Genomic DNA, 23,845 nt, shown 5'->3' on the forward strand with positions numbered 1-23,845 from the left:
AGCCGTGTAAAAATATGTTATGCAATCCGGATTAATTGCTAAGGCGTATGCAAATGAATTAGGCCACCGTCATTCCATATGGGCGATCAAATTCTAAACATCCAATTTGCATTGCTGCAGGTGCAAATGAATAGGAAATCGGCAGAAAATCCCGTTAAGGATCATAGGGGTAATCTTGACAGAAATTCCTGCGCCGATGCGCCACCCGTCGTCTTGATCACGCAAGCCAAAGGAGGCTCGCCATGCACTACCTGTTGATGTATGACCTCGTGCCGGACTACCTCGAGAGGCGCGGTATGTATCGCGACGCCCATCTGGCGCTCGCCTGGGCGGCCACGGAACGCGGTGAGTTGCAACTGGCCGGGGCCTTGACCGAGCCTGTGGACACCGCCGTGCTGCTCTTCAAAGGCGACTCTCCCGAAGCCGCCGAAGCCTTTGCCAGAGCCGATCCGTATGTGCTCGCGGGGCTCGTGACGCGCTGGTGCGTACGTCCATGGACGACCGTGGTGGGTGAGGGCGCGGCGAATCCCGTGCGCTAGAAGCAAGCCGAACCGCCGCGCTCGCGCGGCGTCGAGAGGAATGCGAACAGCATGAAGACGCGCTGAGTCCGCTTCGACGGCGATCGCGCCTCCGTTGTCACCCAGGTGCTGTCAAAACACCGCGCCAAGGCTTTCCTCAGCCAGGCGGAAATGCCATCAAAATGCATCGAAATGCGTTGTGGCTCAAATATAAATTTCGTAAACACTATTCGCCTACGTTGCCGTGCAGTTGTGCTGTGCAATAACACCGTTCGGCGCTGGAACCGACGGTAGTTCTGTTACGGCAATACGAGAAATGACGCAGCAAAAAGGACAAGATTGTTTCCATCCGTAACACTTGTCTCAACCATATTCACGCAAACCCTGGTGGTGGTATGCTTCGTGCACAAATTCTCCCATGCACGAGTGAGACCACGTTTTGTGCTTCGCAATAGGGACAAACCGCACTAACCCAGTGCGCTATTGACCCGCAAACAGAACGTACAAAACATATTTGTGCAACCGCGGGCTGCACACGGATCGTGAAAGTTGAATCCGTGGCCGCCCAAAGCCGCGGCCCGGCCAGGCTGCGTGGAGAAAACCCAATGTTTTTCGATGAGCTAAGCAATGACGAATGGGCGCTGCTGGCAGCGCTTGTCTCTGACGAGCCGGCCGTCCGTCTGAACCGACGCGGCCGGCCCCGCGCCGAACCGCGTATCGTGGCGAATGCCGTTCTGTGGATCCTGACAACTGGCGAGCCCTGGTCGAAACTGCCGGGCCGCTATCCGTCAGGTCCTACATGCCGGCGCCGTTTTGAAGAATGGCAGTTGAACGGCACTCTGCTCGAGATGGTTCGGCTGTTGTCCCAAACCGGGCGTACCTTTGCGTACGTCCCGCAACCGGCGCCGCCCGTCGCGGCCAAACCGGCAGCACCGGTAGCCGAAACCCCCAGCGTGCGTGACGAAGGTCTGCGCGGTGTGTCGTGGAAGAGCCCCGAATCGTGGCAGGCGCCCGGCGTATCGAGCAGTCTGAGCAACTGGCGTTCAGCGGATCCGTTCGCCGATATCACGCGCCAGTTGTCCGGATTGACGACGGGTACGACAAACGTGCCGCCGGTGTCGCGTACACCTTCGGCCAGCCCGGCATCCGCGTCACCTGTAAACCGGCCCGCCATGCGCGCCGGTCTGCAAAGCATGGAAGAAGCGCGGGCGGTAGGCGCGGCAATGCACAGCCTGGATTCGGCCATCACGTCGGCACGCCGCACGCAACAGCTCGAAGATCAGCAGCGCAGCTCGCTGTCGATGAGCCTCGCGCCACGCGGCACGCAAGTCGCCGACCGGCGCGGTTATGTGATCTACGTTGCGGCGGAGCAGGTGCCCAACGCCATGTATCGCGCTTGGGCGGAGATCATGAAGGACGGCAAACGCGTCGAGCGTTCCGGCCTCGTGGGACCGCGCTTTGCCGAGGCCGACGCGGCGGAGGAATACGCGCTCGAATGGGCACGGCAGTGGATCGACCGTGAATGCCGTACGCAGGCTGCAGCCGAGGCCGCACCGGCAGTGAATGCCACGGCTGCTGCTGCAGTGGCGCGTCCGTTGCCGGCTATGCGTCATGTGCCGGAGCCGGTCGCGGTGAATCACGGTGGGCCTTTGCACGGTCCGCTCAATGCATTCCGTGGACCGCTGCGCCGTTACCCTAGCGAGCCGGCCGCACCCGCAACCGAAAGCAGTGCATCAGATCGTTTTCCGTCGTATCCAGAACTCATCTCCCATGCGGGGTGAGCGCGCCGGTTGACGATAGAGCAATGCCGGTCGAGCAACGCAGGTAGAGCAACGCAGGTAGAACAACGCCGGTACAGCAATACCCCGCGGCCGTCAGGAGCAACAGCCGCAGGTTCCCGCTTCATTCGTTGTAAATCATTGACGTCCATACGTGTCGTCGAAGCGCACGATATCGTCTTCGCCGAGATACGAGCCCGACTGCACCTCGATCATTTCGAGCGGCATCTTGCCCGGATTCTCGAGACGGTGGGTGACGCCCAGCGGTATATAAGCTGATTCGTTTTCGGAGACGATAAAGCGCTCTTCACCCCGCGTGACGAGCGCCGTGCCGCGCACGACGATCCAGTGTTCCGCGCGGTGATGATGCATTTGCAGAGAGAGTCGCGCACCTGGTTTCACGACAATGCGTTTGACCTGGAAGCGCTCGCCGGTGTCGACGGAATCGTAGTTGCCCCACGGGCGATGCACCTTGCGATGGTTGGTCGCTTCCAGTCCGCCATCGTTGCGAATCCGTCCGACGATCTTTTTAACGTCCTGTACGCGCGATTTGTCCGCGACCAGAATCGCATCGGCCGTTTCGACCACCACGAGATCCTGCGTTCCGACGCAGGCGATCAGGCGTCCTTCCGAATGCGCGAAGGTCGAGCTTGCCCCTTCGAACATCACGCGGCCGCGTCCCACGTTCTGATCAGCGTCTTTCTCCGAAATGTCCCAGATCGCGTCCCACGAACCCACGTCCGACCAGCCGGCCTGCAGTGGCACAACCACGCCGGATGCAGCGGTCTGATCGTTACCGAGTTGCTCCATCACCGCATAGTCGATCGAATTCGACGGCGAGGCGCTGAATGCATCGCGTTGCAGACGGAAGAAATCGCCGTCCGCTTTGCCGCCTGCGAAGGCCGCGTCGCAGGCTTCGTAAATCGCCGGCTGGAAGTGGCGGATCGCCTTCAGCCAGGTCGAGGCGCGCATGATGAAAATGCCGCTGTTCCACCAGTATTCCTGCGATTCGATATACCGCTGCGCCAGTTCCAGATGCGGTTTTTCGACGAAGCGATCGAGCTTGTGCGCGCCGATCTTGCCGGCCGCATCGGCGTCCGTTGCGAGAGCGTCGTTAGGCATGCCAAGCGCCGCGCCAATGCGGATGTAGCCATAACCCGTTTCCGCACGCGTCGGCACGATACCCATCGTAACGATATGGCCGGCCGCCGCATGCTGTACGCCGGACGCCACCGCTGCATGAAAACTGGCGCTGTCCGTCACCGCGTGATCGGCGGGCATCACGACCATGATGCCGTCCTCGTCCTGCGCGGCGATCGAAAGAGCAGCCACCGTTAGCGCCGGCGCCGTATCGCGCCCGGCGGGCTCGAGAATCAGCCGGGTCGGCTTGCCGCTCGTGCGCAGTTGCTCAGCCGTGGTGAAGCGCTGTTCTTCGTTGGCCACCACGACGAGTTGCTCCGCGAGCGGATGACCCGTTTCGAGCCCGTCGAGCCGGCGCGTGGTCGACTGCAACAGCGAGTCGTCGCCGAGCAGGCCAATCAGCTGTTTCGGATGCTGCTCGCGCGACATCGGCCACAAGCGTGTACCGGAGCCGCCCGCCAGAATCACGGGATGAACTTTGAGCTTGACGTTTAGGTGCATAGCTTGCGTGGACCGGGTGTCGGCGGGTGTGGCCGTAACCGGAGCTGTCATGATGGACTCCTCGAGGCTGGGTGAATGCGTCGAGTTTTATCACGAAGTAAAGAATCAATAAAAGCGCGTTAAATAGAAACTATATAAAACGCTTAATAAAATTGGCCGTTCCGTGAAGGAAAAATGTCCGGCCAATTTTTAAAAAAGAAAAATTACCCGAAAAAAATCACAGGTGATTTTTTTATCCGGCGCAATGACGCAGAATAGGGACGAAAGGCGCGGCGTAAGCTTCGTAGGAAAACGGACAGCTCGGCTGATATCCGCTTCCAGAAAGGCGCGAAACCGGCCTCTCAAACGCAAATTCGGTAACAATTGCCGCACAAAATTCCAAAAAAATATCGAAAAAATGACCGATACATTTTGAGATATTTTGCTGTCTTGCAGTCCGAATTTTAATACCGCTTTATCTATACCTGTACAAGGGTATTCACTCATTTCGACACCTGTTTTCCGGATCGTCCGTTCAGGAATTTTTTTAATCCGGAAAGCGGCAGGGCAATTAACACCGGTTCAATCAGTTTCGCGCCGCGCATCGGTCTGCAGGCGCGAATACCGGCGTTGCACTGCCGGTGACAGGAGGCGATGAGTGTGACGGGAATTCAACCAACCAACGGATGGCACTTGACTGACGAACTGAGGGGCAGCTCATGCTGAGCGTTCTATCGAGAATCATCGACATCGCCATGGTCGCGCTCGGCGCGGCTATCGCGACGGCCGTGCACAGCGGGAAATTGGTGTGGCTGGACGACGTCCAAAGCGTATCGCTCGCGTTTGACTGCCTGCTCGTGGTGGTGTTCTTCCCCGCGCTCGGCATCTATCAGTCGTGGCGCGGCAAGCCGCTGTACGACCTGCTGTGCCGCGTTGCGGGCGGCTGGGTGATGGTGGAGATCACCGGCATCCTGATCAGCTTCAGCCTGCACCGTTCGGACAGCCTGTCGCGTCTGTGGCTGTTTTACTGGGCGATCGCCACGATCGTGCTGCTGATCGTCACCAAGGTGATCGTCTATTCGATTCTGCGCGGACTGCGCCGCGAAGGCTTCAATCAGCGCGCGGTGGCGATCGTCGGCGGCGCGCCGTATGGGCGCTTCCTGATCGAACAGATGCGCAGCCGCCCGGAAGCGGGCTTTAGCCCCGTCGTGCTGTTCGACGAAGAGGGCACGATCAACCCCTATGAAGATCCGGATGCGAGCGACGCGATCGAAGGCGTGCCGGTCGAGCGCGATTACTCGCGGATGCTTCAACTGGTGCGTCAGCGCGCGATTCGCGAACTGTGGCTCGCGCTGCCGATCTCGAAGGAGAAGGCGATCCATCGCTTTGTGATGGATCTGAAGAACGACTTCGTGAATATCCGCTTCATTCCGGACGTTCGCAGTCTCACGCTCTTCAACCAGCCGATGGTGGATCTGCTCGGCGTGCCGGCGATCAACCTGGCCGCCTCGCCGATCACCGATCTGCGCGTGCTGCCCAAGCGCATCTTCGACCGCCTGTTCGCACTGGCGGCACTGACCGCGCTGGCGCCGGTGATGCTGGTGATCGCGGTGATGGTGAAGGTGAGCTCGCCTGGCCCCGTGTTCTTCCGCCAGAAGAGGAAAGGCATCGACGGCAACCAGTTCGAGATCTACAAGTTCCGCTCGATGAAGATGCACAAGGAAGAGGCCGGCAAGATCACTCAGGCTACAAAGCGCGATCCGCGCATCACCGCGGTCGGCGCGTTCCTGCGGCGCACCAGCCTCGACGAATTGCCGCAGTTCATCAACGTGTTGCGCGGCGAGATGTCGGTGGTCGGTCCGCGTCCGCACGCGCTCGAACACGACGACATCTACAAGGATCTGGTGAAGGGCTACATGCACCGTTACCGGATCAAACCGGGCATCACCGGGTGGGCGCAGATCAACGGCTATCGCGGCGAGACCGATCGCATCGAAAAGATGATGGGCCGCGTCAAGCTCGATCTGTACTACATGCAGCACTGGACCTTCTGGCTCGACATCAAGATCGTCGTGCTGACGCTATGGAAGGGCTTTGTGGGCAGCAACGCATATTGAACATGCAGCCGCGCAACGCGCGACCGCATTTAATGAATCAACTCCATTTTCCGAGGTGTAATACATGAACCTGACGATCATCGGTAGTGGCTACGTAGGCCTCGTAACGGGCGCATGTCTCGCCGACATCGGCCACGACGTGTTCTGTCTCGACGTCGATCAACGCAAGATCGACGTGCTCAACAACGGCGGCGTGCCGATCCATGAACCGGGTCTGCAGGAAATCATCGCGCGCAATCGCAAGGCAGGCCGCCTGAAGTTCTCGACCGACATCGAGGCCGCGGTCGCGCACGGCGACATCCAGTTCATCGCGGTGGGCACGCCTTCCGACGAAGACGGGTCCGCCGATCTGCAATACGTGCTCGCCGCCGCGCGCAATATCGGCCGCCATATGACGGGCTTCAAGGTGATCGTCGACAAATCGACGGTGCCGGTCGGCACGGCTTCGCGCGTGCGCGACGTGATCGCCGAGGAACTGGCCGCGCGCAACGCGAGCCACATGTTCTCCGTGGTGTCGAATCCGGAGTTCCTGAAAGAAGGCGCGGCCGTGGAAGACTTCACGCGTCCCGACCGCATCGTGCTCGGCTGCGACGAAGACGTGCCCGGCGAAAAAGCGCGCGAACTGATGAAGCGTCTCTACGCGCCGTTCAACCGCAATCGCGAACGCACGCTGTACATGGACGTGCGTTCGGCCGAGTTCACCAAGTACGCAGCCAACGCGATGCTCGCCACGCGTATCTCGTACATGAACGAGCTCGCGAATCTGGCCGACCGCGTCGGCGCCGATATCGAAGCGGTGCGCCGCGGCATCGGTTCCGATCCGCGCATCGGCTACGACTTCCTGTATGCCGGTTGCGGCTACGGCGGCTCGTGCTTTCCGAAAGACGTGCAGGCACTGATTCGCACGGCAGCCGACCATAAGGCCAATCTGCGCATTCTCGAAGCGGTGGAAGCCGTCAACGACACGCAGAAAAAGATCCTCGCGCAGAAGATCGTCGACCGTCTGGGCGAGGACCTGTCGGATCGCACCTTCGGCGTGTGGGGCCTCGCGTTCAAGCCGAACACCGACGACATGCGCGAAGCGCCGAGCCGTCCGCTGATCGCCGAACTGCTGCGCCGTGGCGCACGCGTGAAGGCCTACGACCCGGTCGCGATCGACGAATCGAAGCGCGTGTTCGCACTCGATCTGAAGGACGTGCCGCAACAGCATGCGCGCCTGTCGTTCGTGAACGAAGAGATGGAAGCGGCCGAGGGCGCCGATGCACTGGTGATCCTCACCGAATGGAAAGTCTTCAAGAGTCCGGACTTCGGTTCGCTCAAGGAGAGCCTCACCACGCCGCTGATTTTCGACGGCCGCAACCTGTACGAGCCGGACGCGCTGCTCGAACTCGGTATCGAGTATCACGCGATCGGCCGTCAGCACGCGCTGCGCAATGCGCCTGCGAAGGTCGGCGCGAACGGCCTGCCGGTCACGATAGACGCGGCCGATACGGTCGAGGTCGGCCAGTAATTTGGCCAATAAGCCGCCGCACCGCCAAAGCCTCACCAGGGAGCCCGCTATGTTCGCCAACGTTCTGATCGTCTGCCACGCCAACGTGTGCCGTTCGCCCGCAGCCGAGATGCTGTTCAAGGCCCGGCAGCGCGCGCCGTCGCGGCCATCCTCAGCGCCGATCGCGTTTCATTCGGCGGGCCTGCGCGCCACCAACGGCCACGCCATGGACCCGGTGATGCGGCGCCTGCTCGCCGAGCAGGGCGTCGCCTCCGGCATCCACTATTCGCGGCGCCTCGACCGCCGGCTCGTGCGCGCAGCCGATCTCGTGCTCGTCAGCGAGCGCGCGCAGGTAAGCGCGGTCGAAGCTCTCGATCCGGCTTCGCGCGGCAAGGTTTATCCGCTCGGCAAGTGGGAAGACGATTCCGACGTCGCCGATCCGCACGGCGGCAGGGAAGTCGACTATAGGGAGAGTCTCGTGCTCATCGAACACCTGGTCATGGGATGGCTGAAGAAAATATGCTGATGAAAAAAAGTACTGCACACACATTCGCGAACGTCAATTCGACGGGCTTTAAATCGAAACTCGCCGCCACGCTTTTGCTGACGTCCTTTCTGTCGGCCTGCGCTACCGCACCTGGCAATTACCTCGACACGTCCCGCCTGAAAGACGACGGCCAGCACCAGGGTCAGCAAGCTAACGAAACCTATCCGGTTCATCTGATCGACGGCCCGCTGGTGGCGGCTCAAGCTCAGGCGCAAGCCGCTGCTGCGCAACAGGCGCTGCCGACTTCGCACTATAGCGATCCGTCGCAGTACGTGTACCGGCTCTCGCCGCAGGACATTCTCGGCATTACCGTGTGGGACCACCCGGAATTGACCACCCCGCAGGGCAGCACGCTGTCCGCGGGCGGCAACACCACGCAGTCGATCGGCGGCGCCTTGCAGCAGCCGTATACCGCCGCGCTGCCAGGCCAGGCCGATCCGTACGGCCAGACGATTGCCCCCGACGGCACGATCTTTTTCCCGTTTGTCGGCCGCATCAAGGCCGCGGGCAAGACCGTGGGCGAAGTGCGCGATCAGTTGAGCGCCGGCCTCGTGCGCTACATCCGCAATCCGCAGGTCGACGTGCGCGTGCTGTCGTACCGTGGCCAGAAAGTGCAGGTGACCGGCGACGTGAAGACGCCGGGCCCGCTCGCCATCAGCGACGTGCCGCTCACGCTGGTCGACGCGATCACGCGCTCGGGCGGCACGAACAGCGACGCCGACATCCAGCGTGTGCGCCTCACGCGCAACAACAAGCTGTACGTGCTCGACGCCAACCGCATGCTCGACCAGGGCGACACCACGCAGAACGTGATGCTGCAGAACGGCGACGTGATCAACATTCCGGATCGCAGCGACAGCCGCATCTTCGTGATGGGCGAAGTGAAGACGCCGATCCAGGTGCCGATGTTGAAGGGCCGCCTGACGATCGCCGACGCGCTCACCCAGTCGGGCGGCATTCTCGACACGGACGCCAATCCGCGCCAGATCTTCGTGATGCGCGGCATGCGCGAGCATCCGACCACGCCGGACGTGTACCGCCTCGACATGACGCAGCCCGACGCGATCATGCTGTCGTCCCAGTTCCAGTTGCAGCCGATGGACGTCGTGTACGTGGGCACCGCCGCTTCGACCACGTTCAACCGTGTGTTGCAGCAAGTCCTGCCGACCATCCAGACCTTGTTCTACCTGAAGCAGCTGACGAAATAACTGTCTGAACCGTCGACAGGCCCGCGCCGCTCTCACAGGGCGCGGGACCGAAGCAAACGCCGAGGCAAACGCGCAAGCCCATGCCGAAGCACCCGCTGAAGCCCACGCCGAAGCAACCGAAACGGGATCGAATTGTGAGCAACCAAATCTCTCCACACATGGCCGGTCCGATCAAGACCGAAGAAGAGGACGTCGTCCTCGGGCAACTGGTGCAGGTGATCCTCGACGACATCTGGTGGCTGATCGCGATTGCCGCGGCGATCGTCGCGCTGGCCGCCGCGTACTGTTTCCTCGCCAAGCCGATCTATTCGGCCGATGCGCACGTGCGGGTCGAGCAGTCCGACAACACCTCGCAGGCGCTCACGCAGACGCAAACGGGCGCGGCCATCACCACCGGCTCGACTTCGCTGCCGACCGACGCCGAAATCGAAATCATCAAGAGCCGCGGCGTAGTCGGCCCGGTGGTCCAGCAACTGAAGCTGAACTTCAGCGTCGCGCCGAAGACGATTCCGCTGCTCGGCAGCATCGCCGCGCGCCTGGCGACGCCGGGCCAGCCGGCGCGGCCGTGGCTGGGCCTGTCCTCGTACGCGTGGGGCGGTGAAGACGCCGAGGTCGATTCGCTCGACGTGGTGCCCGCGCTCGAAGGCGCGAAGCTGATGATGAAGGTGTTCGACGAGCAGCACTACGAACTGTACGCGGAGAACGGCTCATTGCTGCTGCGCGGCCAGGTGGGCCAGCAGGAGCAGGGCGGCGGTGTGACGATCCTCGTCAGCAAGCTGGTGGCCCGTCCGGGTGAAGAGTTCATTGTGACGCGCTTTAACGACCTCGACGCGATCACCGCGTTCCAGTCGGCGATCACCGTGCAGGAGCAGGGCAAGCAGACCGGCGTGATCCAGATTTCGCTGGAAGACAAGAGCCCCGAGCACGCCGCTCTGGTGGCCAATGCGCTCGCGCAGTCGTATGTCCGTCAGCACGTGTCGAACAAGCAGGTCGACGCGAGCAAGATGCTCGACTTCCTGAAGAGCGAAGAGCCGCGCCTGAAGGCCGATCTCGAACGCGCCGAAGCCGCATTGACCGCTTACCAGCGCCAGTCCGGTTCCATCAATGCGAGCGACGAAGCCAAGGTCTACCTCGAAGGCAGCGTGCAGTACGAGCAGCAGATCGCCGGTTTGCGTCTGCAGATGGCGCAGCTGACCGAGCGCTACGGCGACGACCATCCGATGCTCGTGGCCGCGCGTCAGCAGATGGCCGAACTGGAGGCGCAACGCGCCAAATATGCTGACCGCTTCCGCGATCTGCCGGCAACCGAAGTGAAGGCCGTGCAGCTGCAGCGCGATGCGAAGGTGGCCGAAGACATCTACGTGCTGCTGCTCAACCGCGTGCAGGAGTTGTCGGTGCAGAAGGCCGGTACCGGCGGCAACGTGCATATCGTCGACCAGGCGATGCGCCCGGGTGCGCCGGTCAAGCCGAAGAAGGTGCTGATTCTCTCGGCGGCAGTGATTCTGGGCCTGATCTGCGGCACCGGCTTCGTGTTCCTGCGCCGCAATATGTTCAAGGGAATCGACGATCCCGACCATATCGAGCGCGCGTTCCATCTGCCGGTATACGGCCTCGTGCCCTTGAGCGCCGAACAGGCCTTGCTCGAAAGCGGCTTCCAGCGCGGCGGCGAACGCCTGCGCTCGGTGCTGGCGAATGCGCGGCCGAAGGACGTCACGATCGAAAGCCTGCGCAGCCTGCGCACGTCCATGCAGTTCACGATGATGGACGCGAAGAACCGCATCGTCATGCTGACGGGACCGATGTCCGGCGTCGGCAAGAGCTTCCTGACGGTCAATCTGGCGGTGCTGCTCGCGAACTCGGGCAAACGCGTGCTGATGATCGACGGCGATATGCGTCGCGGCGTGCTCGAACGTTATGTGGGCGGTACCCAGGAAAACGGCCTGTCGGAATTGCTGAGCGGGCAGATTTCGCTCGAAGAAGCGATTCGCGCCTCGAATGTCGAAGGCCTGAGCTTCATCTCGTGCGGGCGTCGTCCGCCGAATCCGTCGGAACTGCTGATGTCGCCGCGTCTTCCGCAATATCTGGAAGGCCTCGCCAAGCGCTACGACGTGATCCTGATCGACACGCCGCCGGTGCTGGCCGTCACCGATGCGTCGATTATCGGCGCGTATGCCGGTTCGACCTTCTTCGTGATTCGCTCGGGCGTGCACAACGAAGGCGAGATCGCGGAGGCGTTGAAGCGTCTGCGCGCAGCCGGCGTGCACGTGCAGGGCGGCATCTTCAACGGTATGCCGGCGCGCTCGCGCGGCGGCTACGACCGTGGCTATGCGGCGGTCCAGGAATATCTGAGCACCTGAGCACCTGAACCACGAGGCTGAGCCCAGTGTGCTGATGCCAGCGCAAACACGATAGAAAAGGACATCACGATGAAAGTGACCGTACTGGTTCCGACTTACCGCCGCCCGGCCGACCTGGCGCGCTGCCTCGCGGCGCTGCAACGGCAGTCGCGCGCGCCGGACGAAGTGGTGGTGGTCGCGCGCGCCGACGACGAAGCGACCCACACCTGTCTGCGCGATCCGGCGGTGCCCGGCCGCTTGCCGTTGTCGGTCGCGCTGGTGGAGGTGCCCGGCCAGGTCGCGGCCCTGAATCGCGGACTCGATGCGGCCAAAGGCGACGTGATCGCGATCACCGACGACGACGCCGCACCGCACGTGGATTGGGTCCAGCGTATTGCTGCCGCATTCGAAAGCGATGCGCGCCTCGGTGCGCTGGGTGGACGCGACTGGGTGCATGAAAAAGGCCGCGTGCTCGACGGCGAGCGGCCGCTGGTCGGCAAGGTCACGGCACACGGCAAGATCATCGGCAATCACCACCTGGGTGTGGGTGGCGCGCGCGAAGTCGACATCCTGAAGGGCGCCAACATGAGCTACCGGCGCGACGCGGTCCGCACGATCCGTTTCGATCAGCGCCTGCGTGGCGCGGGCGCTCAGGTTCACAACGATATGGCCTTCAGCCTCGCCGTAAAGAACGCCGGCTGGAAGCTGATGTACGACCCGCGCGTGGCTGTCGACCATTTCCCGGCCGAGCGTTTCGACGACGACCGGCGCGACGCGCAAACCATGGCGGCGTTGCGCAATGCCGCCTTCAACTTCCACCTGATCCTGCGCGACCAGTTGCCGCCGCTGCGCCGCGAAACCGCGTGGTGGTGGTGGACGCTGGTGGGCACGCGCGTCTATCCGGGGCTCACGCACGCCGCGCTTGCGCTGGTGTCGAAACAGGCGAGCCTGAGACTGTCGCGCTGGCGTGCGGTTCGTACCGGCGCGCATGAAGCGCGCCGCGCGTTGTCGCGGACCGCGTGAAGCCCGCGAGCGCTCACCTGTCCCCAACGTCCTGCACGTTCGTGCATCGGCACTGGCGCCTGCCCGCGCAGGCCGATGCCCCTTTCCACCGGCAGAGCGGAGTGTCTGCATGAGTACGAAAGTTCACGTTCATCTGTTTTATGGCGCCGACCCGCGCTTTTACCGGCCGGGCGACAACATCGGCTGCCTGTACGGGTATCACCATGCCGAATCCGACGCGTTCAGGCTGACCTATTCGCAGGACGCGCGCGAAAGCAAACCGGTGCGTTTGCTGCGGCGCGCGCTGAAGGCGGCGCTCGGGTTCGACTTCATCCATACGTGGCGCAACCGCGACGAGATGCTGCGCTCGGACGTCATCTGGACGCATACCGAGCAGGAATGGCTATCCGCCGCGCTGATGCTGCTGCTGAGCGGCCGCAAGGCGGGCGCTGATGCCAGCCCCTTGCTGTTGGCGCAAAGCGTGTGGCTGCTCGATAAATGGCCTTCCTATGGGATTCTGCGCAGCTGGCTGTATCGCAAGCTGATGACGCGCGCCGACCAGCTGACTACGCTCGCCACTGAAAACGCCGAACTATGCCAGCGCTATTTCAATCGCGACGCGAAGCCGCTCCTGTACGGCCTGAACACGCAGGACTTTCCCGTGAAGGCGCCGACCGAATGGACGCCGCATACGCCGATCCGTATCGCCGCCATCGGCAACGATCGCGACCGCGACTGGGAAACGCTCATCAAGGCCTTCGGCAACGATGCGCGCTACACGGTGAAGCTCGCGACACGCCGGCGGATTCCCGCTTCGCTGCGCGCGCCGAACGTCGAGATCGCGTTGTTCTCCGGTATCAGGAAGCAGCACGAGCTTTATGACTGGGCCGATGTGATCGTCGTGCCGCTGCGGCCGAATTCGCACGCTTCGGGCATCACCGTGATGCTGGAAGCGGCGGCGGTCGGCAAGCCGATGGTGGTCACCAACGTCGGCGCGTTGCAGGATTATTTTCCGGCGGGCGAGGCGGCTTACATCCCGCCGTTTAATCCGCAGGCTTTGCGTGAGGCGGTGGACCAGCTCGCCGCTTCGCCCGCGGACGCGTTGCATCAGGCGCAGGCGGCGGCTGCCGGTTTGCTGTCGCGCGATCTGACCACGCAGAACTATGCGATGCAGCACGTGAGAATTACGCAGGAGATGCTGCGGGCGCGCGCAGCGTCGCGCGGACGCGTGATGACCGGTACGGCCGACGCCGATGCCGCGGCAAAGGCGCCGCGTACGGCGGCGGCCGCCACCGCGGTGAACCAGCCGGCGCGAGTTCGCGCGGGCAGCCAGGGCCAAGGTCAACGCTCTGGCCCGCGCGAATCACGCGGAGGTCTCTAAACGATGTCGACGATTGCGCGAGGCGGCGATAACGCGGAGCGGGTACTGTCCGGCGCCCGCAAGGAGTGGCTGCCGGAGGCCTTACTGTGGCTGATCACCGTGATGTTGATCATCGCGCATCAGGGTACGGTCCTCACGTTCGGCTTCCCGATGCTCGCGATCCTGACGGGCCTGTGGCTCTACTTCAAGAGCCCGGCGCGCTACATCGGCTTCATGTGGTGGCTGTGGTTCCTGAGCCCGGAGGTGCGGCGTCTTGCCGACTGGTCCAAAGGCTCGTTCACGCCGACCAGCCTGATCCAGGTTGCGCCGCTCGCGGTGACGATGATCAGCGCGTTCTCCCTGCTGCGCTACTACAAGCTGCTTTCGCAGCGGCGCGGCCTGCCGGTGCTGCTGGTTCTGATGGGGCTCGCCTACGCGTTCATGATCGGCGTGATGTCGAGCGGGCCGCTCGCCGCGACCTATGACCTCGCGAACTGGCTCTATCCGATCCTGATCGGTTTTCACATCATGGCGCACACGCGCGAGTACCCGAAGTACCGCGACACCATCGTGAGTACTTTCATCTGGGGCATGCTGGTGATGGGCGGCTACGGCCTGATTCAGTTCTTCATCATGCCGCCGTGGGACGCGCTGTGGATGCTCGGCTCGCAGATGAATTCGCAGGGCGATCCCGTGCCGATGGGTGTACGCGTCTTCAGCACAATGAACTCGTCGGGACCGTTCGCGTTCGCGATGATGGGCGCGATGGTCTACGTGATGGCAGCGACGCACCGCGTGCGCTGGGTTGCTGCCGCGCTGGGCTTCTTCGCGTTCGCGCTGAGCCTCGTGCGTTCGACGTGGGGCGGCTGGGCGATCGCGCTCCTGATCCAGCTGGTCAAGGCGAACAACAAGGTGCGCGTGCGGATCGTCGCGAGCGCGGTGCTGCTTGCCGGTCTTTGCGTGCCGCTGCTCACGGTCGGCCCGGTCGCCGAGCGGATGCAGGCGCGCCTGAACACGCTAGTCAATCTGAGCGACGACCAGAGCTACGCGGCGCGTAACGAGTTCTACGCGACCTTCGCGAAGACCGCCTTTACCGATGTCTCCGGCGAAGGCATGGGCGCGACCGGCACCTCGACGAAGCTCTCGAACGACGGCGGCCAGCTCGGCCAGTACGGCAACTTCGACAGCGGCGTGATGAACATCCCGTTCGTGCTCGGCTGGCCCGGCACCTTGCTCTACATGTCCGGCATCGTCTGGCTGGTGGTGCGCGCGGCGCTCGCGTCGTTCAAGCTGCGCAACGACAAATTCGTGTCCGCCTGCCTGAGTCTCAGTCTCGCCACTTTCGCGATGCTGGTGTTCACCAATTCGCTGGTCGGCACCGGCGGGCTGCTGCTTTTCATGAGTGTTTTTTCGATCCTATCCGCGGTGCACTACGAAAAGATGAACCGCAGACGCACGCTACTTTTCCACGGAGGCACTGATTGAGAGTCGCCATTGTCACGCACGTCGTGCGCCATAACGACGGCCAGGGGCGCGTCAACCACGAGATTGCGCGCGCCGCCCTCGAGGAAAACATCGGTGTGACGCTGGTTGCGTCGCACGTTGCGCCGGATTTGCTCGCGCATCCGAACGTCCGCTGGGTGCCGATGAAGATCGGCCGCTGGTGGCCCACCAATCTGCTGCGCCAGCAGGTGTTCGCGTTCAAAAGCGCAATGTGGCTGCGCGCGCATCGCCGCGAATTCGACGTGCTGCACGTGAACGGCTTCATCACGTGGGCGCCTGCCGACGTCAACACCTCGCACTTCGTGCATAGCGGCTGGTTCGGCAGCAAGTACTACCCGTTCGGGCTCACGAAGGGCGTGTGGTCCGCGTATCAGTCGGTCTATACGCGCTGCAACGCGTTGCTTGAACGCTGGGCCTACCGGCGTTCGAAGGTGATTACGGCGGTGTCGCAAAAGGTCGCCGATGAAATTCGCGCGATCGGCTTGACGCCTCATAACCGTGTCGACGTGATCTACAACGGCGTCGATACACAAGGCTTCGCGGCTGCCACGGGTGACCGCGCGAAGTTCGGCTTGCCGGCTGACGCGTTCCTGCTGCTGTTCGTCGGCGACCTGCGCACGCCGCGCAAGAACCTCGGCACGGTGTTGCACGTGCTCAAGCATCTGCCCGAGCACGTGCAGATCGCCGTGGCCGGTTTTCTGCCGGGCAGCCCGTATCCGGAACAGGCGAAGGCGCTCGGCATTGCGCATCGCGTGCATTTTCTCGGGCTGGTCAAAGAAATGCCGGTGCTGATGCATTCGGTCGACGCGTTCGTGTTTCCGTCGCGCTATGAGGCGATGAGCCTGTCGCTGCTCGAAGCGATGGCCGCGGGCTTGCCGGTGGTCACGGCGCGCACGGCGGGCGGTGCGGAAATCATCACGCCAGAATGCGGCATCGTGCTCGACGACCCGGACGATCCCAAGGCATTGGCGGGCGCTGTCGCACGTCTTGCCGGTAACGACGAAGCACGCCGCGCGATGGGCGTCGCCGCCAACGAACTCGCAACCGGCTTCGGCTGGGCGCGGATGGCCGAGCAATACATCGCGCTGTACCGGCAACTGGCGGGGCAGCAGAAGGACCGCCGACGCAGCGAAGCGGAAGCCGCGGTGGTCGCCAAGACCGACGCGCTGACGCTGAACACGCTGGCCGGGCAGACAATCCACCACAACGCTCAGGGACAACAACTATGACGACAGGATCAATCAAATCGCTGCAGATCGGGATGCACTGGTTTCCGGAACGCGCGGGCGGCCTCGACCGCATGTACTACTCGCTGGTCGGCGCATTGCCGGGCGCGGGCGTCGCGGTGCGCGGCGTGGTGGCCGGTTCACCCAAAGTGGCCGCGGACACCGGTGGTGCGATCAACGGTTTCGGCTCTGCCGCGCAATCGCTGCCGCTGCGCTTGATGGCGGCACGCCGCGCGCTGCGCCAGGAGATCAGCACCTCGCGTCCCGATGTGATTTCGTCGCACTTCGCGCTGTACACGTTTCCGGGTCTCGACGTGACGCGCGGCATTCCGCAGGTCTCGCATTTCCAGGGACCGTGGGCCGACGAGAGTCACGTCGAAGGCGCCGATTCGCTCGGCCAGCGCGCCAAGCGCTATCTGGAGCAATCGGTGTATGCGCGCTCATCGCGGCTGATCGTGTTGTCGGAAGCGTTCGGCAAGATTCTGACTTCGCGCTATCGCATCGCACCCGACCGCGTGCGCGTAGTGCCGGGCTGCGTCGATGTCGAGCAGTTCAATCTGCCGATCACGCCGGCCGAGGCGCGTCTGAAGCTGCAACTGCCGCAGGACCGGCCAATCGTGCTGGCCGTGCGGCGTCTGGTGCGCCGCATGGGCCTGGAAGATCTGATCGATGCAGTGAAGCTGCTCAAGCGCACTGAGCCCGATGTGCTGCTGCTGATCGCGGGCAAGGGGCGGCTCGAAGGGGAATTGCAGGCACGTATCACCGAGGCGGGCCTCGAAGACAACGTGAAACTGCTGGGCTTCGTGCCCGATCAGCATCTGGCCGCGTTGTACCGTGCGGCGAATATCAGCGTGGTGCCGACGGTGGCGCTCGAAGGCTTCGGGCTGATTACCGTTGAATCGCTGGCTTCCGGCACGCCGGTGCTGGTGACGCCGGTGGGCGGTTTGCCGGAGGCAGTGGCGGGTCTGTCGCCGAACCTGGTGTTGCCGGAGACGGGCGCGAAGGCGATTGCGGAAGGCCTGGCAGGCGCGTTGAACGGTTCACTGAAGTTGCCGGATGCCGATGCCTGCCGCCGCTATGCGCGCGAGAACTTCGATAATTCGGTGATCGCGAAGCGTGTGGCGTCGGTGTATAGCGAAGCGATCGCGGCGGGTGGCGTGCATTGAAGGTGTCGTGACGCAATAGAAAAAGACGCAATAGAAAAAAGGCCTGAATCTTTGCGATCAGGCCTTTTTTCATGGAGTATCGGCTGCCCGCGCAGCCGATACTCAGGACAGCATCAGAACGTCTCGTGATGCTCGTTGCGGCCCAGGTCCGCATGAACCATCATGTGGCACAGCTGTTCAAGCGTGGTTTCCGGCTTCCAGCCGAGCTTCTCGTGCGCCTTGTCCGCGCAGCCGATCAGGAGATCCACTTCCGCCGGGCGATAGAACTTCGGGTTCACGCGCACCAGCGTCTTGCCGGTTGCCACGTCGATACCCGTTTCACGCTCTTCCTTGCCCGACCATTCGATCTGATAACCCGCGGCGGCGAACGCCATGCGCACGAAGTCGCGTACCGTCTCGGTGCGGCCGGTGGCGAGCACGAAGGTATCGGGTTCATCGGCTTGCAGCATGCGCCACATGCCTTCCACGTATTCGAGCGCGAAGCCCCAGTCGCGCTTGGCGCTCAGGTTGCCGAGTTCCAGCACGTCCTGTTTGCCGAGCTTGATTTTGGCGACGGTGTCCGTGATCTTGCGCGTGACGAATTCGCGGCCACGCAGCGGCGATTCGTGATTGAACAGAATCCCGCTGCTCGCAAACAGGTTGTAAGACTCGCGATAGTTGATGGTCGACCAGTGCGCGAACAACTTGGCCACACCATACGGGCTGCGCGGATAGAAAGGTGTGTCCTCGCGTTGCGGCACCGCCTGCACGAGACCGAACATTTCCGAGGTCGATGCCTGATAAAAGCGGGTCTTCGGATTCAGAATGCGGATGCCTTCGAGCAGATTCAGCGCGCCGATGCCTGTCACTTCGGCGGTCGTCACGGGCTGGTCGAATGAGACACCCACGAAGCTTTGCGCGGCGAGGTTGTACAGCTCGTCGGCCTGCGCGCCTTCGAGCAGGCGCAGCGTCGAGCCCAGATCGGTCAGGTCGTGTTCGACCAGACGCAGATTCGGATGATCGAGCACGCCGAGCTCACGAATGCGCCAGAAATTGACCGAACTCGTGCGCCGGTAAGTGCCGGTCACGTGGTAGCCCTTGTCGAGCAACAGTTTGGTCAGATAGGCGCCGTCCTGTCCGGATACGCCGGTGATGATCGCTTTGCGTGGTTGGCTCATAGCTTGCCTTCGATATTGGTAAAAGAGAAAGAGAAGTGCACTTGAAAAAGGAGCTTCAAAGCGTGCCGTCCAGCAGTCGCCGCACCAGCGGATCGACGACCTGAAAATCCTGTTCCGCCTTGAGCCGGTACAAGCCCGGCTTGGGATGCGCGCCGTCGGACATCAGCGTCTTCCAGTCCGGCAGATTGCTGACGTACGCGAACTGATCGACGAGCGGCACCTGCTGTTCGGCGGCCACCCGGCGCGTCATCGCAACCATCGTGGCGAGCCGCGCGTTCAGGCGGTTGTCGGGCATCGGGTTTGATGTCTGGAGAACCGGCTCCTTGCCGAGCGCGCGAGCCGTTTTCACGAGCGTGGTTTCCGCTGCGTAAAACTGCTCGGGCGTCTGGTTCTGCATCACTTCGTTAATGCCATAGTTGATCAACACGATCTGCGCGGACGAGGCGGCGAGCCGTTCCTGCCACGGCAAACCTGCGGTCGGGCCGGCGCGGCGGTTGCCGGTGCCGTCGCGCAACTGGCTGGCCATCGTGCCGCCCACGCCGTAGTTCGTGACGCGCACCTTTTGACCGTACCTGGCTTGCAATTCGTCCTGCAGATACGACACGGCGTTTTGCGCCTGCGGTCCGCAGCGGCCCTCGCTGCACGTGATGCCGAGCGTGGTCGAATCGCCGTAGGCGTCCACCAGCACCTGCGATGCAGGTCCGCTGGCGTGCGCATCCAGTGCCAGTGAAAACAACACTGACGCAGCGGCCGACATGCCCGCAGCGAGCCACGCGCGGCGCCTCATGCGCGGCTTTGCGGCGCTTGCGATGCGCCCCTCGACACGCTGCCGGCGGGCGAATGGGCTTTGCCTGCCGAGCCGAAGATCAAACGTTTTTCGAACGCGAACCATGTGATGCTGGCGTAGGCGAGGGTGATCGCGAGTGCCAGCGCCGCGGTCAGATAGCGATTCAGATTCAGCGGCCACAGCGTGTACAGCACGCTCAGGTGGATCAGATAAATCGTGTAGCTGATGGTGCCGATATAGACCAGAACGGGGTTGCACAGCAGCCGCTTGACGATGCCCTTGCTTTGCAGGGCGATGACCACGACTGAAGTACAAAGCACTAACGAAATGCTGTAGAGCGCAGCGTTCGATAGCGGCGTATTGGCCGCCCGGAACCGCGGATAGTGCAGATGCAGCCACGCCAGCACGGCGAGCGCGGCAAAAAACCCGAGCACGGCGAGGCCCTTGAAGGGTTCGAGTGCGTTGCGATCGCGCCGTACGGCGACAGCGAGCAGCGCGCCGGCCGCCAGCAGGTCCATGCGGAACGGCGTGAGGTAATAGATCGGCCAGAACGAATCGAACCAGGGCGTGGCGACTGCGCGCAGCACCGGGACCAGCACGATCAGCGCGGCCGCCACGTAGCCGAGCACGCGCTCGGGCAGCAGAAGGATTACGAACGGCCAGAAAATATAGAACTGCTCTTCGACCGCCAGCGACCACAGCACATTCAGGCTGTCGTGACCGCTTTGATTGAGCGCGTCGCCGATATTGGTCGCGAAAAACGCATACCACTGCCAGTGCTGCGCCCAGCCGAAGCCGAACAGAATCGACGACACCACCATCAGCAGCAGATAAGGCGGCAGGATGCGCCGCGCCCGGCGTGCATAGAAATAGCCGAAATACGACTGCTGACGCGCCTTGCGCTCGAGCAGGATGCCGGTAATCAGGAAGCCGCTCAAAACAAAAAACAGATCGACGCCCATCCACAGCGGCGCTTTCAACGCGTGCTGGGCGAATACCGCGAGCACGGCGATGGCGCGCAAACCGTCGAGCTGCACGATGCGGCGAGAGTGAGAAGGCGCTAAAGGCAGTGCGCTAGCAGTCATGAACCGTCCATGGTGTGAAGCGGATGGGCCGGGCGAAGGATTGCGCGAGCCGTCTCAAGTCAGGAACAGGGCTTGATGGCAAGAGCGCGCTCGCTTCGCGTCGCAACGGAAGTGCATTCGATTCTAGGGAAAATAAATTGATGAAAAAACGGGAATGAAATGGATAAATGAATCAGATTGCAACAGGGTGTTTCGTTATCCATTCGCAATAGATTTTTATGCTTGTGTCTTGTGGTTGTCGCAATCCGTAAGAAGTGCAGTCGGAGTCAGGCTGCATCGGTAAGGATGGGGCGCAAAGGCACCGCCGGACGCAGCTGCGCACGGCCATTTTCATTTAATCGATTTTTAAATCATTTTCTTTCACGACGCTTAAAGCACCGAATATTTTTGAATTATTTTCGATTTTCGTCGCGGCATTCTTTCCGCGTAATGTGAGCCGTGTGGACGGGGGGCCGGGGATGGCGCGTGCGTCACGCGCCCAGTGCCCGTATTCGACCGGGCTCGCGTTGGGCAGTGAGCCTGCGTAGTGAGCTTGTGTAGTGAGCCCGATTTCCAGGCCCCTTCTTATACGTCGTGTCTTGCGGGAATCAGTCTCGTGTTCCTGCGTCGCTTCTCGCGGCGTCAGTCGTCATCTCATTGGATTTTGCATCCGCGCGGGCTTTTATCCCATTGCGGCACGGCCCTGATTGGAGGAATAACTTTGGCCCGTTTCACGTTCAAAACCTGGCTTGCTGTGTTTGCCTATGCGGCCGGAATGACGGCGGCATCGGTCAGCTTCACGGCATCCGCGGAAACCGTCTTGAACGCGAAAAATTCCTGGATCGGTAACACCTTCGGTTTCGGCGATGGCACGTGGACGCAGATCAACATCACCGCCATTGCGGTCGCGCCCGACGGCAAGGTTTATACGAACGCGCCATGGGACGAAAGCGGCGCTGAAGCGAGCGTCTACCAGAACGGCAAGATGCTCGGTTTCGCGGGCGGCACGCATGGATGGGGCAACGGTGGCGGCAGCGCGGTCTCGGTGAATCGCAAGTACGCCTTTGTGGCGATCGAAGTCGGCAACGAGAAAGGACGTCTGGTCGAGCAGGGCGTGTGGCCGGAGAAGGGCAAGCAATGGTTCGGCATTTCGCGCAGGCAGATTGCCGATCCGAAGCGTGCCGCGCCGTTCCAGCCAGCTGCGAAAAGCGCTGACCCGCATGCGCAACTCGCAGCGGGCTTTCTGATGATGAACGAAGTGCCGACCGGCACGAGCGCCGAAATCGGCGGTCTGGCGGCGAACGACACCACGCTTTACGCGGCGAACACTGCGCGCGATCGCATCGAAGTGTATGACGCGGAATCGATGCAGCAGAAAACAACCTGGACCGTGCACGAACCGGGCCGTATTGCGTTGGCGCCCGACGGCACGCTCTGGGTGTTGAGCGGTACGCGCAACGATAAGGCGCCGCATGTGGAGCACTACACCGCCGCGGGCAAACGCATCGACGAAACGTTCACGCTGCCCGCCGATACGGTCGCGGTCGATATCGCTCTGGATGCGCAAGGCCGCGTTCTGATCGCGGACAACGGTCCGCGCCAACAGGTGCTGTTTTTCAGCAGGAGCAACGGCCGTTATGCGGAGTCGGGCTCGCTCGGTGAACGCGGCGGCATTTTCAGCGGTACGCCCGGCAAGCCCGGCCCGCAGCGCTTCAATGGGTTGACTGGCGTGGGCGTGGATGCACGCGGCAACGTCTATGTGTCGACCAACGGCATCGGTCCGCGTTACGACCCGATCGGCGCGGGCCTCGGCGCCACGCTCGAAAGCTATGCGCCGGACGGCAAGCAGAACTGGCAGGTGCAAGGCTTGTTGTTCGTCGACGGCGCGTGGATCGATCCGTCGCGCCCGGACAGCGTCTATACCGGCAACAAGCGCTTCGAACTCGATCTCTCGAAGCCGGCGGGGCAGGACTGGAAATACGCGGGCTTTCTGTCGAACCGTTTCAAGTATCCCGACGACCCGGTCTTTCACACCGACCAATATCCCGGCTTGCCGATCGCTCGCAAGCTCAAGGGCCGCACGTTCCTGTACCTGACCGACATGTACGCGGACCACCTGAAGATCTATCGCTTCGACCCGCAGCATGACGGCGAGACGGCGATTCCTTCGGGCTTCATTGCCGGGCGTGAACGCGCGGTCGCCAAAGTGCCGAATGCGCCGCCGGGTGGCGACTGGATCTGGCGCGATGTGAACGGCGACGGCAAGTTCAACACGGACGAATTCACGCTCAACACGAGCGGCACGAAGCTCGCGGGCGGCTGGGGCTGGTGGGTCGACAGCGCCGGCGATATCTGGCGCACCCGCGATAACAAGGGCATTTACCGCTTCCGTTTCGGCGGACTCGATGGGAAGGGCAATCCCATCTACTCGTATTCGAACCTGACGCAGTACCCGGTGCCGCAACCGTTCACCGAACTGCATCGTGCGATCTACGAGCCCGAAACCGACACGATGTATGTGACCGGCTATACGCCCGATACACCGGTGGATCGCGGCTTCTGGAAAGAAGTGGGCCGCGTGCTGGTGCGCTACGACAAATGGTCGAGCGGCAATCCGGTGCAGCGCTATTCGATCACGCTGCCGTGGGCCACGCAGACCAAACCCATCGCCACGATTATCGGCCTCACAGTTGAAGGGCAATACATCTTCGGCGTCGAGCCGGTCGGCGCGGTGCACGTGTGGGACAAGGACAGCGGTAAGGAGATCGGTGTGATTCGTCCGGGCCCGGAAGTGGGCAGTGCTTCGGGTTGGGTCGACGTCCCCAACGGCATCAGCGCCTCGAAGCGCAGCAATGGCGAGTACCTCGTGTTCGTTGAAGAAGACGCACGCGGGAAAGTGATGATGTATCGCTGGAAGCCATGACGCGACGTACGGCATGACCGCTTTCTTCGCAATACCAGGCAAAT

The 23,845-nt window shown here is 62.4% G+C and carries 18 protein-coding genes; 13 read left to right on the forward strand and 5 right to left on the reverse strand.

The window, feature by feature from the left end; all coding sequences use genetic code 11:
- Positions 1 to 242 precede the first annotated feature (242 nt).
- The gene (locus R8871_RS21860) at positions 243 to 539 is read left to right on the forward strand and encodes a YciI-like protein (protein WP_175052322.1); all 297 of its coding nucleotides are present in this window, start codon (positions 243 to 245) and stop codon (positions 537 to 539) included.
- 584 nt (positions 540 to 1,123) lie between these two features.
- Entirely contained in the window at positions 1,124 to 2,299 is a 1,176-nt protein-coding gene (locus tag R8871_RS21865) for a transposase (protein ID WP_175052323.1), read from the forward strand.
- Positions 2,300 to 2,434: 135 nt separating this feature from the next.
- Here the strand turns inward: R8871_RS21865 and R8871_RS21870 are convergent, their stop codons facing one another.
- Positions 2,435 to 3,988: a mannose-1-phosphate guanylyltransferase/mannose-6-phosphate isomerase gene (locus tag R8871_RS21870; protein ID WP_281370245.1), complete on the reverse strand. Its 1,554-nt coding sequence runs from the start codon at positions 3,986 to 3,988 to the stop codon at positions 2,435 to 2,437.
- Between the two features lie 138 nt (positions 3,989 to 4,126).
- Positions 4,127 to 4,423 (reverse strand): hypothetical protein, encoded by a 297-nt coding sequence (locus R8871_RS21875; protein WP_175052324.1) that lies wholly within the window; start codon positions 4,421 to 4,423, stop codon positions 4,127 to 4,129.
- Positions 4,424 to 4,635: 212 nt separating this feature from the next.
- On the opposite strand from R8871_RS21875, the gene R8871_RS21880 reads away from it, so the two are divergent.
- The 10 genes from R8871_RS21880 (at position 4,636) to R8871_RS21925 (ending at position 17,870) form a co-directional block, all read left to right on the forward strand.
- Positions 4,636 to 6,033, forward strand: coding sequence for an undecaprenyl-phosphate glucose phosphotransferase (locus R8871_RS21880; RefSeq protein ID WP_175052325.1), 1,398 nt, complete (start codon positions 4,636 to 4,638; stop codon positions 6,031 to 6,033).
- A gap of 64 nt (positions 6,034 to 6,097) precedes the next feature.
- Positions 6,098 to 7,543, forward strand: coding sequence for a UDP-glucose dehydrogenase family protein (locus R8871_RS21885; RefSeq protein ID WP_175052326.1), 1,446 nt, complete (start codon positions 6,098 to 6,100; stop codon positions 7,541 to 7,543).
- 49 nt (positions 7,544 to 7,592) lie between these two features.
- Positions 7,593 to 8,048, forward strand: a complete 456-nt coding sequence (locus R8871_RS21890; RefSeq protein WP_175052327.1) for an arsenate reductase/protein-tyrosine-phosphatase family protein — start codon at positions 7,593 to 7,595, stop codon at positions 8,046 to 8,048.
- Positions 8,042 to 9,277, forward strand: coding sequence for a polysaccharide biosynthesis/export family protein (locus tag R8871_RS21895; protein ID WP_407673182.1), 1,236 nt, complete (start codon positions 8,042 to 8,044; stop codon positions 9,275 to 9,277). Before R8871_RS21890 ends, R8871_RS21895 begins: the two co-directional genes overlap by 7 nt.
- 158 nt (positions 9,278 to 9,435) lie before the next feature.
- Positions 9,436 to 11,634 carry a polysaccharide biosynthesis tyrosine autokinase gene (locus R8871_RS21900; RefSeq protein WP_175052545.1) on the forward strand — a complete coding sequence of 733 codons (2,199 nt, stop codon included), beginning with the start codon at positions 9,436 to 9,438 and terminating at the stop codon, positions 11,632 to 11,634.
- 69 nt (positions 11,635 to 11,703) lie between these two features.
- Entirely contained in the window at positions 11,704 to 12,636 is a 933-nt protein-coding gene (locus R8871_RS21905; RefSeq protein ID WP_175052329.1) for a glycosyltransferase family 2 protein, read from the forward strand.
- A 109-nt stretch (positions 12,637 to 12,745) separates the two neighbouring features.
- Entirely contained in the window at positions 12,746 to 13,996 is a 1,251-nt protein-coding gene (locus R8871_RS21910; RefSeq protein WP_246287637.1) for a glycosyltransferase, read from the forward strand.
- Between the two features lie 3 nt (positions 13,997 to 13,999).
- The gene (locus R8871_RS21915; protein WP_175052330.1) at positions 14,000 to 15,460 is read left to right on the forward strand and encodes a glucose-6-phosphate isomerase; all 1,461 of its coding nucleotides are present in this window, start codon (positions 14,000 to 14,002) and stop codon (positions 15,458 to 15,460) included.
- The gene (locus tag R8871_RS21920) at positions 15,457 to 16,707 is read left to right on the forward strand and encodes a glycosyltransferase family 4 protein (protein ID WP_175052331.1); all 1,251 of its coding nucleotides are present in this window, start codon (positions 15,457 to 15,459) and stop codon (positions 16,705 to 16,707) included. The genes R8871_RS21915 and R8871_RS21920 overlap by 4 nt, the downstream gene beginning before the upstream one ends.
- Positions 16,704 to 17,870: a glycosyltransferase family 4 protein gene (locus R8871_RS21925; protein WP_175052332.1), complete on the forward strand. Its 1,167-nt coding sequence runs from the start codon at positions 16,704 to 16,706 to the stop codon at positions 17,868 to 17,870. The genes R8871_RS21920 and R8871_RS21925 overlap by 4 nt, the downstream gene beginning before the upstream one ends.
- Positions 17,871 to 17,983: 113 nt before the next feature.
- Here R8871_RS21925 and gmd read toward each other — a convergent pair whose 3' ends face one another.
- From gmd to R8871_RS21940, 3 genes are read right to left on the reverse strand one after another with little or no spacing between them, the layout of a single operon-like run.
- Positions 17,984 to 19,027: a GDP-mannose 4,6-dehydratase gene (gene gmd / locus R8871_RS21930; RefSeq protein WP_054037584.1), complete on the reverse strand. Its 1,044-nt coding sequence runs from the start codon at positions 19,025 to 19,027 to the stop codon at positions 17,984 to 17,986.
- 55 nt (positions 19,028 to 19,082) lie between these two features.
- Positions 19,083 to 19,814, reverse strand: a complete 732-nt coding sequence (locus R8871_RS21935; protein ID WP_175052333.1) for an SGNH/GDSL hydrolase family protein — start codon at positions 19,812 to 19,814, stop codon at positions 19,083 to 19,085.
- Complete coding sequence (locus tag R8871_RS21940) at positions 19,811 to 20,899, reverse strand: acyltransferase family protein (RefSeq protein ID WP_175052334.1); 1,089 nt, start codon at positions 20,897 to 20,899, stop codon at positions 19,811 to 19,813. The genes R8871_RS21935 and R8871_RS21940 overlap by 4 nt, the downstream gene beginning before the upstream one ends.
- Positions 20,900 to 21,599: 700 nt before the next feature.
- Here R8871_RS21940 and R8871_RS21945 point away from each other — a divergent pair.
- A complete protein-coding gene (locus tag R8871_RS21945; protein WP_175052335.1) occupies positions 21,600 to 23,801 on the forward strand; it encodes an NHL repeat-containing protein in 2,202 nt (733 codons plus the stop codon).
- The last annotated feature ends 44 nt before the right edge of the window (positions 23,802 to 23,845 follow it).

Origin of the sequence: Paraburkholderia sediminicola, assembly GCF_902859805.1 — a bacterium.
In the GTDB taxonomy this organism is placed as follows: Bacteria; Pseudomonadota; Gammaproteobacteria; order Burkholderiales; family Burkholderiaceae; genus Paraburkholderia; species Paraburkholderia sediminicola.

What these genes read in the sequence shown, in the direction of transcription:
- R8871_RS21935 (WP_175052333.1), bottom strand. Translation starts at nt 19,814, where the DNA reads ATGAGGCGCCGCGCGTGGCTCGCTGCGGGCATGTCGGCCGCTGCGTCA.
- R8871_RS21860 (WP_175052322.1), top strand. Translation starts at nt 243, where the DNA reads ATGCACTACCTGTTGATGTATGACCTCGTGCCGGACTACCTCGAGAGG.
- R8871_RS21940 (WP_175052334.1), bottom strand. Translation starts at nt 20,899, where the DNA reads ATGACTGCTAGCGCACTGCCTTTAGCGCCTTCTCACTCTCGCCGCATC.
- R8871_RS21915 (WP_175052330.1), top strand. Translation starts at nt 14,000, where the DNA reads ATGTCGACGATTGCGCGAGGCGGCGATAACGCGGAGCGGGTACTGTCC.
- R8871_RS21925 (WP_175052332.1), top strand. Translation starts at nt 16,704, where the DNA reads ATGACGACAGGATCAATCAAATCGCTGCAGATCGGGATGCACTGGTTT.
- R8871_RS21870 (WP_281370245.1), bottom strand. Translation starts at nt 3,988, where the DNA reads ATGACAGCTCCGGTTACGGCCACACCCGCCGACACCCGGTCCACGCAA.
- R8871_RS21900 (WP_175052545.1), top strand. Translation starts at nt 9,436, where the DNA reads ATGGCCGGTCCGATCAAGACCGAAGAAGAGGACGTCGTCCTCGGGCAA.
- gmd (WP_054037584.1), bottom strand. Translation starts at nt 19,027, where the DNA reads ATGAGCCAACCACGCAAAGCGATCATCACCGGCGTATCCGGACAGGAC.
- R8871_RS21895 (WP_407673182.1), top strand. Translation starts at nt 8,042, where the DNA reads ATGCTGATGAAAAAAAGTACTGCACACACATTCGCGAACGTCAATTCG.
- R8871_RS21880 (WP_175052325.1), top strand. Translation starts at nt 4,636, where the DNA reads ATGCTGAGCGTTCTATCGAGAATCATCGACATCGCCATGGTCGCGCTC.
- R8871_RS21885 (WP_175052326.1), top strand. Translation starts at nt 6,098, where the DNA reads ATGAACCTGACGATCATCGGTAGTGGCTACGTAGGCCTCGTAACGGGC.
- R8871_RS21890 (WP_175052327.1), top strand. Translation starts at nt 7,593, where the DNA reads ATGTTCGCCAACGTTCTGATCGTCTGCCACGCCAACGTGTGCCGTTCG.
- R8871_RS21875 (WP_175052324.1), bottom strand. Translation starts at nt 4,423, where the DNA reads ATGAGTGAATACCCTTGTACAGGTATAGATAAAGCGGTATTAAAATTC.
- R8871_RS21905 (WP_175052329.1), top strand. Translation starts at nt 11,704, where the DNA reads ATGAAAGTGACCGTACTGGTTCCGACTTACCGCCGCCCGGCCGACCTG.
- R8871_RS21910 (WP_246287637.1), top strand. Translation starts at nt 12,746, where the DNA reads ATGAGTACGAAAGTTCACGTTCATCTGTTTTATGGCGCCGACCCGCGC.
- R8871_RS21865 (WP_175052323.1), top strand. Translation starts at nt 1,124, where the DNA reads ATGTTTTTCGATGAGCTAAGCAATGACGAATGGGCGCTGCTGGCAGCG.